This window comes from Streptomyces sp. NPDC052114, assembly GCF_040680155.1.
Lineage (GTDB): Bacteria > Actinomycetota > Actinomycetes > Streptomycetales > Streptomycetaceae > Streptomyces.
In genome coordinates this window covers 15,720-29,486 of the sequence record NZ_JBFAWC010000013.1, presented here as the reverse complement: position 1 = coordinate 29,486, position 13,767 = coordinate 15,720, and the positions used below count along the sequence as shown (strand labels likewise).

12 protein-coding genes are annotated in these 13,767 nt (G+C 73.4%); 7 read left to right on the top strand and 5 right to left on the bottom strand.

Annotated elements, in window-relative coordinates; genetic code table 11:
• Positions 1-71: 71 nt before the first annotated feature.
• From AB0L89_RS27130 to AB0L89_RS27115, 4 genes are all read left to right on the top strand, one after another.
• Positions 72-668: a DJ-1/PfpI family protein gene (locus AB0L89_RS27130; RefSeq protein ID WP_365146003.1), complete on the top strand. Its 597-nt coding sequence runs from the start codon at positions 72-74 to the stop codon at positions 666-668.
• A gap of 14 nt (positions 669-682) precedes the next feature.
• Positions 683-1,189, top strand: a complete 507-nt coding sequence (locus AB0L89_RS27125) for a MarR family transcriptional regulator (RefSeq protein ID WP_365146000.1) — start codon at positions 683-685, stop codon at positions 1,187-1,189.
• A gap of 79 nt (positions 1,190-1,268) precedes the next feature.
• On the top strand, positions 1,269-3,164 hold the full coding sequence (locus AB0L89_RS27120; protein WP_365146556.1) for a serine/threonine-protein kinase: 1,896 nt from the start codon (positions 1,269-1,271) through the stop codon (positions 3,162-3,164).
• A 104-nt stretch (positions 3,165-3,268) separates the two neighbouring features.
• Positions 3,269-4,822 (top strand): substrate-binding domain-containing protein, encoded by a 1,554-nt coding sequence (locus tag AB0L89_RS27115; protein ID WP_365145997.1) that lies wholly within the window; start codon positions 3,269-3,271, stop codon positions 4,820-4,822.
• An 85-nt stretch (positions 4,823-4,907) separates the two neighbouring features.
• On the opposite strand, the gene AB0L89_RS27110 is transcribed toward AB0L89_RS27115, so the two are convergent.
• The gene (locus AB0L89_RS27110; RefSeq protein WP_365145994.1) at positions 4,908-6,191 is read right to left on the bottom strand and encodes an adenylosuccinate synthase; all 1,284 of its coding nucleotides are present in this window, start codon (positions 6,189-6,191) and stop codon (positions 4,908-4,910) included.
• Between the two features lie 175 nt (positions 6,192-6,366).
• Here AB0L89_RS27110 and AB0L89_RS27105 point away from each other — a divergent pair, with 175 nt between their 5' ends.
• A complete protein-coding gene (locus AB0L89_RS27105; RefSeq protein ID WP_365145991.1) occupies positions 6,367-7,203 on the top strand; it encodes a diacylglycerol kinase family protein in 837 nt (278 codons plus the stop codon).
• 92 nt (positions 7,204-7,295) lie between these two features.
• Here AB0L89_RS27105 and AB0L89_RS27100 read toward each other — a convergent pair whose 3' ends face one another.
• Positions 7,296-7,709, bottom strand: coding sequence for a helix-turn-helix domain-containing protein (locus tag AB0L89_RS27100; RefSeq protein WP_365146553.1), 414 nt, complete (start codon positions 7,707-7,709; stop codon positions 7,296-7,298).
• Positions 7,710-7,931: 222 nt separating this feature from the next.
• Between AB0L89_RS27100 and AB0L89_RS27095 the strand changes: the two genes are divergently transcribed.
• Together AB0L89_RS27095 and AB0L89_RS27090 are read left to right on the top strand one after the other, a co-directional pair.
• The gene (locus AB0L89_RS27095; RefSeq protein WP_365145988.1) at positions 7,932-8,852 is read left to right on the top strand and encodes an ABC transporter ATP-binding protein; all 921 of its coding nucleotides are present in this window, start codon (positions 7,932-7,934) and stop codon (positions 8,850-8,852) included.
• Positions 8,849-10,474, top strand: coding sequence for an ABC transporter permease (locus AB0L89_RS27090; RefSeq protein ID WP_365145986.1), 1,626 nt, complete (start codon positions 8,849-8,851; stop codon positions 10,472-10,474). The genes AB0L89_RS27095 and AB0L89_RS27090 overlap by 4 nt, the downstream gene beginning before the upstream one ends.
• 32 nt (positions 10,475-10,506) lie before the next feature.
• On the opposite strand, the gene AB0L89_RS27085 is transcribed toward AB0L89_RS27090, so the two are convergent.
• The 3 genes from AB0L89_RS27085 to AB0L89_RS27075 are packed head-to-tail and all read right to left on the bottom strand — an operon-like array spanning position 10,507 to position 13,718.
• Complete coding sequence (locus AB0L89_RS27085; protein WP_365145983.1) at positions 10,507-11,727, bottom strand: cytochrome P450; 1,221 nt, start codon at positions 11,725-11,727, stop codon at positions 10,507-10,509.
• A gap of 57 nt (positions 11,728-11,784) precedes the next feature.
• Complete coding sequence (locus AB0L89_RS27080) at positions 11,785-12,459, bottom strand: response regulator transcription factor (RefSeq protein ID WP_365145981.1); 675 nt, start codon at positions 12,457-12,459, stop codon at positions 11,785-11,787.
• On the bottom strand, positions 12,456-13,718 hold the full coding sequence (locus AB0L89_RS27075; RefSeq protein WP_365146550.1) for a histidine kinase: 1,263 nt from the start codon (positions 13,716-13,718) through the stop codon (positions 12,456-12,458). Before AB0L89_RS27075 ends, AB0L89_RS27080 begins: the two co-directional genes overlap by 4 nt.
• Positions 13,719-13,767 lie beyond the last annotated feature (49 nt).

The following is a 13,767-nucleotide window of genomic DNA, read 5'->3' as shown; positions in this document are numbered from 1 at the left end:
CCATTGACAGCATGCTGTCGTTTTGACAGCATGCTTACGTACGCACCACTCGCCGCACGCAGGAGGTCGTCATGAACCGCAGGCTCGCGCACCTGGCCGTCTACGACACGCTCGCCGACTGGGAGACCGGCCACACCACGGCCTGGCTCACCCGCGCCGGGTACGGGATCCGCACGGTCGCGCTCTCCACGGACCCGGTCCTCACCATGGGCGGCCTGCGCGTGCGCCCCGACCTCGCCCTCGACGAGCTGCGGCCCGAGGACAGCGCCCTGCTGATCCTGCCGGGCGCCGACCTGTGGGAGGCGGGCGAGGACCTGGCGCCGTTCGCCCGCACGGCCCGCGCGTTCCTCGACGCCGGGGTGCCGGTCGCCGCGATCTGCGGCGCCACGGCCGGACTCGCCCGCGAGGGCCTGCTCGACGACCGCGCGCACACCAGCGCCGCGTCGATGTACCTGGCGGCCACCGGCTACAAGGGCGGCGAGCGGTACGTCGAGGCGGACGCGGTCACCGACGGCGATCTGATCACGGCGGGCCCGACCGAGCCGGTCGCGTTCGCGCGGGAGGTCTTCGGACGGCTCGGCGACGTCTTCGAGGGCGAGAAGCTGGACGCCTGGTACCGCCTCTTCCACGACTCGGACCCGGCGGCGTTCGAGACGCTCAACTCCTGAGCGGGGCACGGACGATGACCGACCCCGACCGCGCCCCGGAGCGGGCGGCGGAGCGCCGCGCACAGCAGGACCTGCTCAGCCGCACCGCCCTGACCGTCTTCCGTCTCAACGGCCAGTTCCTCACCGCCTCCGAGGAGTTGGCGAAGCCCGCGGGCCTGACCGCCGCCTGGTGGCAGGTGCTCGGCGCGGTGCTGCGCGAGCCGCTGCCCGTCGCGGGGATCGCCCGCGCGATGGGCATCACCCGGCAGAGCGTGCAGCGCGTGGCCGATCTCCTGGCGCGCGAGGGCCTCGCCGAGTACGTGCCGAACCCGGCCCACCGCCGCGCCAAACTGCTGCGCCCGACGGAGGCGGGCCGGGCGGCGGTCGCCAGGATCGACCCGGGCCACGCGGAGCTCGCCGGATGGCTCTCGGCCGCGCTCGGCGAGGACGGTTTCGAGGAAACCGTACGGGTGTTGGAACGCCTGTCCGAGGTGCTGGACAACGTCACGGAGCCCGATCCGGAACCCGTTACGGAACCGTAGAGAGCGGTCCGGTCCACCCTGTCGTAGGGCCGCACTATCCTCACTCTGTTGCACACCAATGGGGGAGGTCGGTGCGGCGATGGAGAAGCTCGGGCCCGGAGATCCACAGCGGATCGGCGCGTACCGACTGCTGGCGCGGCTCGGTGCCGGCGGGATGGGGCAGGTCTATCTGGCGCGGTCGGGGCGGGGCCGCACGGTCGCGGTCAAGCTCGTCCGCCAGGAGCTGGCCGAGCAGGAGGAGTTCAGGAACCGCTTCCGCCAGGAAGTGCGCTCCGCGCGGCAGGTCGGCGGGGCGTGGACGGCGCCGGTCCTGGACGCGGACACCGAGGCGGCGATCCCCTGGGTCGCCACCGGGTACGTCGCGGGCCCCTCGCTGCAGAGCGTCGTCTCGCACGGCCACGGCCCGCTGCCCGAGCGGTCCGTCACCGTCCTCGCGGCCGGGCTCGCGGGCGCGCTCAAGGACATCCACGCGGCGGGCATCGTCCACCGCGACCTCAAGCCGTCGAACGTGCTGATCACGATCGACGGCCCCCGCGTCATCGACTTCGGCATAGCCAGGGCCCTGGAGACGGTCACCGACGGCGGCCTGACGCGCACCGGCGCGCTGGTCGGCTCGCCCGGCTTCATGGCGCCCGAGCAGGTGCGCGGGGACCGCATCACCCCGGCGTGCGACGTCTTCTGCCTCGGCTCCGTCCTCGCCTACGCGGCGTCGGGCGCGCTGCCGTTCGGCACCGCCAACAGCGGGGTGCACGCGCTGATGTTCCGCATCGCGCAGGAGGAGCCCGATCTGGCGGGCATCCCCGAGAACCTCGCCGAGCTGATCGGCCTGTGCCTGCGCAAGGACCCGGCGGCCCGCCCCTCCCTCGACGAGATCCTGGAGCGCACGGGCGCGGCGGACGCCCTCGGCGAGGGCCGCGCGCTCGACCCCTGGCTGCCCGGCGCCCTCGTCGCCCAACTGGGGCGGCACGCCGTGCAGTTGCTGGACGCGGAGGACCCGGACGAGACGGGGGCGGCCTCGGTGGCACCGGCCGCTCCGGAGGCGTCCGCTCCCGCGGGGGCACCGGATTCCCCGGAAGGCCCGGCCCCTTCGGAGGCGCCCGCCGCCCCGGCGGCACCCGCCCCGCCGAGCACGCCCGCGCCCACGGCTCCCCCCGCCCACGACGGCCCCGACGCCACGCCCCCGCCGCCCGGCAGGCCCGGCGGCGCGCCCCTCGACCACCTGCCGACCATGGTGGCAGGCCAGGCCCCGCCGCCCACCCCGCCGCCCGGCACCCCCGCGTACGGCTATCCGCAGCAGCACCCGCAGCCCGTCGCCTACGGCTACCCCCACCAGCAGCCGGGCCACGGCGCCACCCCGCCGTACGGCCCCGGTCTGTACCTCCCCGCGACCACGCCCGAACCCCCGCGCCGCAGCGGCCGTTCGACCGCCGCGCTGATCGTCGTCGCGTTGATAGTGGCCATCGGAGCGGGCGGCACGGTGTACGCCGTCATGAACGGCGACGGCACCGACAAGCAGGGCGGCGACGGCAAGAACTCGGCGAGCAGCGCCCCGACGACGCCGGGCAGCGACTCGCCGACGCCGGGTCCGACCACCGAGGACGCGACCACACCCGCCGGCCAGGACGGCACGGTCCCCGACAAGTACCTGGGCACCTGGACGGGCGGGCTCGACACCGACTCCGGCCACAGCACCCGTGAACTCACCCTCCAGCAGGGCGAGGTGGGCGACACCGTGCTCTCCGTGACGGCGGACGGGCCCACGAAGGACGGCGGCACCTACCACTGCGTGTTCCAGGGCAAGCTCGTCTCCGCCTCCGAGGACCGCCTGCGCATCGGCCCCACGGACGTCACGGTCGGCGAGCCCATGGAGTCCTGCACCCCGGGCGAGTCGAGCGTCGTCACGATTCTCGGCAACGGCAAGCTGCGCCGCGCGAACACCGACGGCACGGGCGAGTTGACGTACGACAGGAGCTGAGCGGTCCGCGTACGACGAGGGCGAGCTGAACCCGCGGCGAACAGCGGCCGACGGAACGGGGAAGCCGCCCCCGGGCGGCCCCGGGCCGCCTACCGTCACCGCCCATGGACTGGTTGAGCGCCGAGAACACCATCGCCGTGCTCACGGCGGTCCTCGGCCTGGCCGCCACCGTCGGCGCGCTCTGGTACGAGCGCCGGGTGCCGCGCCGCAAACGCATCGGGTACCGCGTCCAGATGGACACGGCCATAGGGGACGACGTCCGCACGGGCGGCGCCAACGCCCGCCTCGGCCTGTTCGACGAGACGCCCGAGATGTCGGACGCCACGCTCGTCCTGCTGCGCGTCGAGAACGACGGCTCGCAGTCCGTCTCCGACGCCGACTACACCGGGCGCGCCCTGCACGGCCTGACCGCCGTCTTCACGGGCCGCACCGTCCGCGGACTCGCCGTCACCGCGCCGCCCGGCGCCGACCACCTGATGGAGCACTTCGCCCCGGGCGCGGGCCTGCGCTACGAGGGCAGCACCCTGCACATCCCGCGCGTCCCGCTCAACAGGGGCCAGCACTACAAGCTCCTCGTGCTGCTCACCGGCGGACCCGTCGGCGGCGAGATCACCATGTCCGGCGGCCTCCAGGACGGCGAGGTGCAGCCCAACCGCTCGACCACGCCCGACGACAAGCCGCCGCTGCTGTCCCGCCCGGCCCGGCTCCTGACGGTGCTGCTCACGCTCTCCGTCGTGACGCTCGCCTCGATCATCGTGCTGCGCGACGACGACCCGCCGCCGATCGAGTGCGCGACGGGCGAGCTGACGGTGCTCGGCTCGACGGCGTTCGCGCCGGTCGCCGAGGAGCTCGCGGACAAGTACGAGGAGGACTGCCCCGGCTCCGACATCGAGGTGAGCGCGCACGGCAGCGCGGCGGGGGTGCGCGAACTGGACGACCGGGGGCGGACGTTCGCCGGTCCGGCGGGCACCGGGGGCACGAAGGGCTCCCCTCCGCTGCTCACCTTCTCCGACGGCCCCAAGTCCGACGGCTTCCCGCGCCTGGCCGAGACGCGCGTGGCGGTCTCCGTCTTCGCGCTGGTCCTCAACGACCGCGTACCGCTGCGGAATCTGACGCTGCCCGAGGTGCGCCGCATCTACCGCGGCGACGTACGCAACTGGAAGGAGCTCGGCGGCCCCGACCTGCCGGTCGTCCTGGTCAGCCGGGGGTCGAGCTCGGGCACCCGTGACACCCTCCAACGCCGGGTCCTGGGCGGCGGCTTCGAGCTCAAGGCGTCGTCCAACGACTGTCTGGGCAGGGACGACAGGTCCGTGCCCGTCACCCGCTGCGAGCTGGACTCCACCGACCAGGTCCTCGACGCCGTCGGCCGCATCCCCGGCGCCATCGGCTACAGCGAACTGCGCGCCGCCACCGGCCTCAAGGGCCTGCACCGGCTGAACCTCGACGGCCACGAGCCCTCCCCCGAGCAGCTGCGCAGGAGCGGCTACCCCTACCGCGAGATCGAGTACGCCTACACCTACGGCCGGCCGCCCGCCGACTCGCTGGCCTCCAGCTTCCTCGCCTACGCGCGCGGCAACGGCCTGGACGTCATCCGCACCCACGGCCACCTCCCCTGCGCCACCCCGGAGGGCCTGCGCATCTGCGGCGACGACACCTGAGCCGCGGGGCGCAAGGCCGCTTCCCCACGCCGAAGGGGCGTCCCGGCCGAGCCGGGACGCCCCTTCGGTACGAGCGGACGTGCCCCTAGATGAACGAGTTGATCTCGATCGTCTCGGTGCGGCCCGGACCCACGCCGATCGCGGAGATCGGGGCGCCGGACATCTCCTCCAGGGCCTTCACGTACCCCTGCGCGTTCTTCGGCAGGTCGGCGAAGGTCTTGGCCTTGGTGATGTCCTCGGACCAGCCCGGCAGCATTTCGTAGACCGGCTTCGCGTGGTGGAAGTCGGTCTGGTTGTAGGGCAGTTCCTCGACGCGCTTGCCGTCGATCTCGTACGCCACGCAGACCGGGATCTGCTCCCAGCCGGTGAGGACGTCGAGCTTGGTGAGGAAGAAGTCCGTCAGGCCGTTCACGCGGGTCGCGTAGCGGGCGATCGGGGCGTCGAACCAGCCGCAGCGGCGGTCCCGTCCCGTGGTGACACCGCGCTCGCCGCCGATGGTGCGCAGCGCCTCGCCGTCGTCGTCGAACAGCTCCGTCGGGAACGGTCCGGCGCCGACACGGGTCGTGTACGCCTTGAGGATGCCGATGACGCGGCTGATCTTCGTCGGGCCCACGCCGGTGCCGGTGCAGGCGCCGCCGGCGGTCGGGTTGGACGAGGTGACGAAGGGGTACGTGCCGTGGTCCACGTCCAGGAGCGTGCCCTGGCCGCCCTCGAACAGGACGACCTTGTCCTCGTCGAGGGCGTTGTTCAGGATCAGCGTGGTGTCGGCGACGTACTGCTTGATGTTCTCGCCGTGCTCCAGGAGCTGCTCGACGATCTGCTCGGCCTCGATGGCGCGGCGGTTGAAGACCTTGGTGAGCAGCTGGTTCTTCTGCTCCAGGGCCGCCTCGACCTTCTGCTGCAGAATCGACTCGTCATAGAGGTCCTGCACGCGGATGCCGGTGCGGTTGATCTTGTCGGCGTAGGTCGGGCCGATGCCTCGGCCGGTCGTGCCGATCTTCCGCTTGCCGAGGAAGCGCTCGCCGACCTTGTCCACCGTGACGTTGTACGGCGTGATGATGTGCGCGTTGCCGCTGATCAGCAGCTTGGACGTGTCGACGCCGCGCTCGTTCAGACCGCTCAGCTCGGAGAGCAGGACCGACGGGTCGACGACGACTCCATTGCCGATGACCGGGACGCAGTCCGGGGAGAGAATCCCGGAAGGGAGGAGATGCAGCGCGTACTTCTGGTCGCCCACGACGACCGTGTGGCCGGCGTTGTTGCCGCCCTGGTAGCGCACTACATAGTCCACCGAGCCACCGAGCAGGTCAGTGGCCTTTCCCTTGCCTTCGTCACCCCACTGAGCACCGAGCAGCACAAGTGCGGGCACAGGCGTACACCCCTTCCGGGCGGGGCATGTCCAAGGTCTGGGGCGTCGACGCCCTATGGGTGTGCCTTGGATGCTGCCCCGGAATAGACGAAGCCCCTGGCGCAATAGCGCAAGGGGCTCTTGCACAAAGATGCTACCCGAGGTCTCAAAGAACGGCTAAAAGAAGGGGAGCACGTTGTCGGCTCGCGACCAGCTCCTTGTCGTCATCGACCCGTTCGCCCGGCGCACGGACGGTGAGTCGGTACGGATCGCGAAGGACGTACTCGGTGCGGGTGCGGCGGTCCGGGTCTGCTGGCCCGAAGGGCCCGAGGACTTCACGAAAGCCCTGGCCAGGAGGGGTGCGCGACGGCTCGTGGTGGTCGGCGACGACCGGGCGCTGCTGCGGGCGGTCGGCACGCTGCACCGGGAGCGGGACCTCGCGGGGAGCGCGCTCTCGGTCGTCCCGGTGGGCGCGGCGCAGACGCTCGCGCGGGCGCTCGGGGTGCCGTCGGGGGCGGTCGCCGCCGCGCGCGCGGTCCTCGAAGGGGCCGAGCGGCGGCTGGATCTGCTGGTGGACGACAGCGACGGCGTGGTGCTCGGCGACCTCCGGATCCCGCCGGTGCCGTCCGCCCCGGAGCCGGCCACCGCCTCGCCGGGCGAGGGGCACGCCTGGCTGCGCACCTGCCAGTCCTTCGTACGCACCCTGGCCACGCGCCCCTCACGCGTGGCGGCGCCCCCCGGGCCCGCGCCCGCGCGGCTGCGGGTCGAGGCGGACGGCGTCACGCTGGTCGACCTGGACCAGCCGGTCGAGGGCGTGAGCGTGCGCGCGGGGCACGGCGGGGGCATGGCGCAGGTGGAGATCCGGCCGTCCTCGGTGGGCGCGGAGGCGACGCCGCTGCGGGTGCGGGCGCGGACGGTGACGGTGTCGGGCGCGGACTTCCGCTACCGCGCGGACGCGGTGGTGGCGGGCCCGGTCCGCACGCGGACCTGGACGGTCCGTCCCGGGGCGTGGTCGCTGACGCTGCCGCGCTGAGGCTCCCCGCGCCGTCCGGAGGGGGCTGCTCCGGGCCGCAGAGGGACTACCGGTGGATCACTGCTCCGGGCCGCAGAGGAACCCCCGGTGGATCACTGCTCCGGGCCGAAGAGGGACTCCCGGTGGGTCCGCCAGCGGGTCATCATCCCGGCCAGTTCCACCTGCACGAACTCGAAGAACGCCAGCGTCTCCGTGAGGCGGCGGCCCGCCGGGGAGTCGGCGCCGAGGCTGGTGACGCCGTCCTGGAGCGCGCTCTCCCAGCGGTCGAGGATGCCGTCGCGGTTGGCCAGCGCCTCGTACCACTGGTTGCTGTGCACCCGGAAGATGTCGCGGCGCGTCCCGGGCTCCCGCTCGCGGGCGACCATGTGCTGCTGGGTGAGGTAGCGCACCGCGCCGGACACGGCCGCCGGGCTGACCCGCAGCCGCTCCCCGAGCTCCGCCGAGGTGAGCGCGCCGGAGTCGGAGGCGAGCAGGGCGGCGAAGACCCGCGCGGGCATCCGCGGCATGCCCGCCTCGACGAGCTGTGAGGCGAACTTCTCCACGAAGCGGGAGACCACCTCGGCGTCGGGCTGCCCCTCGGCCGCCCCGCCCTGCGTCCCGCCCGCCGTCTCGTCCCGCGTCATGCGTCGATCATCTCCTCTGCCGTCCTCGCAGCTCACCCCGGTACTGGCCAGTTTATACGCTTCCTTAACTTCACAACTTTGTGAAAGTAGCGTATGTTCAGAAACATGACGAAGGCAATCACCGTCTCCGGACTGCACAAGTCGTTCGGGGCGACGCACGCGCTGGACGGCCTCGACCTGGACGTCGAGACCGGCGAGGTGCACGGCTTCCTCGGCCCGAACGGCGCCGGGAAGTCCACCACCATCCGGGTCCTGCTCGGCCTGCTCCGCGCCGACGCCGGCGCGGCCCAGCTGCTCGGCGGTGACCCCTGGCACGACGCCGTCGACCTGCACCGCCGCGTCGCCTACGTGCCCGGCGACGTCACCCTGTGGCGCAACCTCTCCGGGGGCGAGGTCATCGACCTGTACGGGAAGCTGCGCGGCGGCCTCGACGAGACCCGGCGCGCCCGCCTCGTCGAACGCTTCGAACTCGACCCCACCAAGAAGGGGCGCACCTACTCCAAGGGCAACCGCCAGAAGGTCGCCCTCGTCGCCGCCTTCGCCTCCGACGTCGACCTGCTGATCCTCGACGAGCCGACCTCCGGCCTCGACCCGCTGATGGAGGAGGTCTTCCAGAGCTGCGTCGAGGAGGAGCGCCGCCGCGGGCGGACCATCCTGCTCTCCTCGCACATCCTCAGCGAGGTCGAGACCCTCTGCGACCGCGTCAGCATCATCAGGAAGGGGCAGACCGTCGAGAGCGGCTCCCTGGCCGACCTGCGCCATCTGACCCGGACCAGCGTCACCGCCGAACTCGCGGGCGCACCGGACGGCCTCTCGGGCCTGCCGGGCGTCCACGACCTCGACGTCCAGGGCCACCGCGTCAGGCTCCAGGTCGACACCGACAAGCTCGACGCGGTCCTCACGTCCCTCACCCGGTCCGGCGTCCGCTCGCTGACCAGCACCCCGCCCACCCTGGAGGAGCTGTTCCTGCGGCACTACCAGGAGGACGTGCGGACCGGGTCGGACCACGAGGTGATGGCGCGATGACCGCCGCGGCCCCCACCGCCACCGGCTCCGCCTTCACCGCGCGCGGCGGCGGCGCGCGCCAGCTCGCGGGCACCGGAACCCTGCTGCGGCTCGCACTGCGGCGGGACCGGGTCATGATGCCCGTCTGGATCCTGGTCGTCGCCGGACTCGTCCTGGCCATGCCGGGCTCCCTGGAGTCCGTCTACGGCACGGCCGCCGAGCGCGCCGACGCCGTGGAGTCGATGAACTCCAACTCCTCGATGCGCGCCATGTACGGCCCGGCCTTCGGGGACTCCCTCGGCGCGCTCACCGCCTGGCGCATCGGTGTGTACGCGGGCGTGCTCGCGGCCGTGATGAGCCTGGTCGTCGTCGTACGGCACACCCGCGACGAGGAGGAGACCGGACGCCAGGAGATGCTCTCCGCCTCCATGGTGGGACGCCGGGCGCCGCTCACCGCCGCGCTGCTCACGGCCCTCGTGGCGAACACGGCGGCCGGCCTCCTGATCACCGCCGGACTCGCCGGACAGGGCACGGCGGGCGCGCTCGCGCTCGGCCTCGGGGTGGCCGGCACGGGCATGCTGTTCGCCACGATGGCGGCGATCGCCGCCCAGCTCACGGAGAGCGCCCGGCTCGCCAAGGGCATCACCGCGGGCGCGCTCGGCACGGCGTACGTGCTGCGGGCGGCCGGCGACGCGTCCACCGGGGACGGTTCCTCCGTCCTGACCTGGCTCTCGCCGCTCGGCTGGCAGGAGAACCTGCGGGCCTTCGCTACGGAGCGGTGGTGGGTGCTGCCGCTCGTCGTGGCGGCCGTCGCGGCACAGGCCGTCGCCGCCTACACGCTCGCCGGGCGCCGGGACGTCGGCATGAGCTTCCTGGCCACCCGGCCGGGCCCCGCGCGCGGGCGGCTCGCCACGGCGGGCGGGCTCGCCTGGCGGCTCCAGCGCGGCGCCGTCCTCGGCTGGAGCGCCGGATTCCTGCTCGCCGGGGCCGTCTTCGGCGGCATGGCGGACGGCGCGGCCGACGTGGTCGGCGACAACGAGAGCACCCGCGAGATCATCCAGCGGATGGGCGGACAGTCCGGCCTCACGGACGCGTTCCTCTCCACGATCATCGGGATGTTCGGCATGGTGGCCGGCCTCTACGTCGTCGCCTCCGTCCTGCGGCTGCACGGCGAGGAGACCGCGCAGCGCGCCGAGCCGGTCCTCGCGAACGCGGTGGGGCGGCTGCGGTGGGCGGCCGGCCACCTGGTCATCGCCTTCGGCGGCGCGGCGGCCCTGCTGCTGCTCGCCGGGGTCGGCGTCGGCATCGGACACGGCGAGGACTTCGGCGCGGTCCTGGGCGCCTGCCTGGTGCAGCTCCCCGCGGTGTGGGTGCTCGGCGGGCTCGCGGTGCTGCTGGCCGGGGCGCTCCCCAGGGCGGCGGTGGCCGCGTGGGCGGCGGCGGGCGTCTGCCTGGCCGTCGGCTGGGTCGGCCCCGCGCTCGACCTGCCGCAGGCCGTCATGAACCTCTCGCCCTTCGGGCACCTGCCGAAGCTGCCGGGCGGCGCCATGACGTGGCCGCCGGTGCTGCTCCTCGCGGTGCTCGCGGCGGCGCTGGTGACGGCGGGGCTCGCGGGGCTGCGGCGCCGGGACATGACCACCTGACGGCCGCGCGGGCTCCTGGACGGCGGGAACTCCTAGACCGCGACCAGGAGCTCGCCCAGCCCCCGGATCACGAAGTTCGGCCGGCGCCCGGGCTCCGCGGCGAGCGCGAGCCGCGGGGCCCTGCGCAGCAGCGCCCCCATGGACGCGGCGAGTTCGATGCGGGCCAGCGGGGCGCCGATGCAGTAGTGGATGCCCGCGCTGAAGGAGATGTGCGGGTTGTCGCGGCGGGCGAGGTCCAGCTCGGCGGGGCGCGCGAAGACCGCCGGGTCGTGGTTGGCGGAGCCGAAGAGCAGCGCGACCTCCGCGCCCCGGGGGATCGTCACCCCGCCGACCTCGATGTCGTCGAGCACCCACCGCTCGAAGAGCTGGAGCGGGGTGTCGTAGCGCAGGAGTTCCTCGACGGCGGTGGGGATCAGGCCCGCCGGGTCGGCGCGCAGCGCGGCGAGCTGTCCGGGGTGGCGGAAGAGCGCGTGCCAGCCGTTGGCGGTGGCGTTGACCGTGGCCTCGTGGCCCGCGTTCAGGAGCAGCACGCAGGTCGAGATCATCTCCTGCTCGCCGAGACGCGCGCCGCCGTCCTCGTCGTGCGCCGCGATCAGGCCGGAGATCAGGTCGTCGCCGGGCTTCTCGCGGCGCTCCGCGATCAGCTCGCGCAGATAGGCGGAGAACTCCAGGGAGGCGCGGACCGCGCGCGCGGCCGTCTCGGGCGACGGCTTCAGCTCGTACATCCCGCAGATGTCGGCCGACCAGGGCCGCAGCAGATGCCGGTCGCCCTCCGGGATGCCCAGCATCTGGGCGATCACCGCCACCGGCAGCGGTTCGGCGACGCGCGCCACCAGGTCCCCGCCCCCGTCGGCCACCAGCTCGCCCACGAGCCGGTCCGCCAGCTCCTCGACGTAGCGCCGCAGTCCCTCCACCGTGCGCGGTGTGAACGCCTTCGCCACCAGACGGCGGATGCGGGTGTGGACCGGCGCCTCCAGGTCGAGCATGCCGTTGTCGTTGAGCACGTGGAACGGCTCGTGCTCGGGCGGCGGCGCCTGGCGCCCGAACTCCTCGTGCCCGAAGCGGTGCAGATAGGTGCGGCCCAGGCGCCGGTCGCGCAGCAGCGCCGCGACGTCGGCGTGGTGCGGGATCAGCCACTGGCCGCTGGGGGCGTAGTGGTGCGCCCGGCCCGCCGCGCGCAGCTCCGCGTACGCCGGGTAGGGGTCGGCGACGAACTCCGGTGACCAGGGGGCGAAGACCGCGGCGGCATCCATGCCGGGACGCTAGCCCCCGCGCCCCGGCGTGACCAGATCCCCCGCACGGCCGGGGGATCAGCCCGGCGTGACCAGCCTCGCCTCGTACGCGAACACCGCCGCCTGCGTGCGGTCGCGCAGGCCCAGCTTCACCAGGACCCGGCTGACGTGCGTCTTGATCGTGGACTCGGCGACCACGAGCCGGGAGGCGATCTCCGCGTTCGACAGGCCCTGCGCGATCAGCACCAGGACCTCCGTCTCGCGCTCGGTCAGCTCGCCGTACTGCTGCGCCTGGACGGCCGCCGAGAGCCGCGGCGACTCCGCGAGCTTGGAGAACTCCGTGATCAGGCGGCGCGTCACCGTCGGCGCGAGCAGCGCCTCGCCGGACGCCACCACCCGCACGCCGTCGGCCAGCTGGCGGGCCGAGGCGTCCTTGAGCAGGAAGCCGGAGGCGCCCGCGCGCAGCGCCTGGTACACGTACTCGTCGAGGTCGAAGGTGGTCAGGACCAGGACCTTGCAGCCGTTCTCGCCGCCCCTGGCGACGATCTCGCGGGTCGCCTCGATGCCGTTCAGCTCGGGCATGCGGATGTCCATGAGGACGACGTCGGGCGTCAGCTCCCGCACGCGGTCGACCGCCTCGCGGCCGTTGACCGCCTCGCCGACGACCTCGATGTCGGGCATCGCGTTGAGCAGGACGGAGAACCCTTCGCGGACCATCATCTGGTCGTCCGCGATCAGGACGCGGATCGTCATGAGCCGTCCTCCCCCGCCGGGTCGATGCGGTCCGCGAGCGGCACCGGCAGGAAGACCGTGACCTCGTACCCGCCCTCCGCCGTCGGCTCCGCCGTCATCTCGCCGTTCAGCATCGTGACGCGCTCGCGCATCCCGGTGATGCCGTGCCCCGCGCCGGGCGACGGCTTGACCAGGCCGGTCGCGGGGCCGTTGACGACGCGCAGGCCCAGGCCGCCCAGGACGTATCCCACCTCGACGCGGGCCGGGGCGCCGGGCGCGTGGCGCAGGCTGTTGCTGAGCGCCTCCTGCACGATGCGGTACGCCGACAGCTCCACGCCCTGCGGCAGCTCCCGCACCGCGCCGGTGATCACCTTGTCGACGGTCAGACCCGCGTCGCGGACGTTGTCCAGGAGGCGGTCGAGGTCGGCGAGCGTGGGCTGCGGGGCGTCCGGCGCCTCGTAGTCCTCGGCCCGGACGACGCCCAGGACGCGGCGCAGCTCGGTCAGCGCCGACACCGCGTTCTCGCGGATCGTCACGAAGGCCTGCTCCAGCTCGGGCGGCGGGTTCTCCACGCGGTAGGGCGCGGCCTCCGCCTGGATGGCGACCACCGACATGTGGTGGGCCACCACGTCGTGCAGCTCGCGGGCGATGGTGGTGCGCTCCTCCAGGAGCGTGCGCTTGTCGCGCTCGATGGCGGTGACGGTGCGCTGCACGGTGACCTCGCGCTGCGCCTCGCGGCGCACGTGCACCATCGTGGTGACGAGCAGCGCGAGCGCCGAGAAGAACAGCATCTGGGGGCTGTCGGACCCGTAGCTCCCGAGGAGCACCTCGGAGGCCGCCGCGTACGCCGCCGTGCCGAGCCACATCCACAGGGCGGTGCGCGGTCCGGTGCGCGCCGCCACCACGACCATCACCACGATGTGCGCGACGAAGGAGCTCGGTGTCCACGGCTGGCCGTCCCAGCTGCCCGCGAGGACTCCCGTGAAGGGGGTGGAGGCCAGCGAGATCCACCAGGCGCCCACCGGCCTGACCAGCGTCATCACGACGGTGGCCGCCGGGACGAGGCCGATGAGCAGGTGCGGCACACCGCCCATCTCGAAGCCCACCTGGTAGCCGATGAACACGGTGAACAGGGCCGCGGCCACCACCTGGGCGTGCGGTGCCCAGACCGCGTACTCCCGTATCCGCCCGGGCAGCAGCTTGGCGGTGAGCCCGTCCGCGGTCTCCCGCGGGGGCAGCGGGCGGTAGGCGAAGGCGTCGCGGAACAGTGCCTCGCGCATGCCGCCGAAGGCTTCGCGCACGAAGCGGGACTCGGGGGCGCCGCCGGGC

Bases quoted from the DNA above. Each gene is read 5' to 3' on its own strand.
- AB0L89_RS27100 (WP_365146553.1), bottom strand. From the start codon at position 7,709: ATGCCGCGGATGCCCGCGCGGGTCTTCGCCGCCCTGCTCGCCTCCGAC.
- AB0L89_RS27090 (WP_365145986.1), top strand. From the start codon at position 8,849: ATGACCGCCGCGGCCCCCACCGCCACCGGCTCCGCCTTCACCGCGCGC.
- AB0L89_RS27080 (WP_365145981.1), bottom strand. From the start codon at position 12,459: ATGACGATCCGCGTCCTGATCGCGGACGACCAGATGATGGTCCGCGAA.
- AB0L89_RS27130 (WP_365146003.1), top strand. From the start codon at position 72: ATGAACCGCAGGCTCGCGCACCTGGCCGTCTACGACACGCTCGCCGAC.
- AB0L89_RS27120 (WP_365146556.1), top strand. From the start codon at position 1,269: ATGGAGAAGCTCGGGCCCGGAGATCCACAGCGGATCGGCGCGTACCGA.
- AB0L89_RS27095 (WP_365145988.1), top strand. From the start codon at position 7,932: ATGACGAAGGCAATCACCGTCTCCGGACTGCACAAGTCGTTCGGGGCG.
- AB0L89_RS27075 (WP_365146550.1), bottom strand. From the start codon at position 13,718: ATGCGCGAGGCACTGTTCCGCGACGCCTTCGCCTACCGCCCGCTGCCC.
- AB0L89_RS27125 (WP_365146000.1), top strand. From the start codon at position 683: ATGACCGACCCCGACCGCGCCCCGGAGCGGGCGGCGGAGCGCCGCGCA.
- AB0L89_RS27085 (WP_365145983.1), bottom strand. From the start codon at position 11,727: ATGGATGCCGCCGCGGTCTTCGCCCCCTGGTCACCGGAGTTCGTCGCC.
- AB0L89_RS27115 (WP_365145997.1), top strand. From the start codon at position 3,269: ATGGACTGGTTGAGCGCCGAGAACACCATCGCCGTGCTCACGGCGGTC.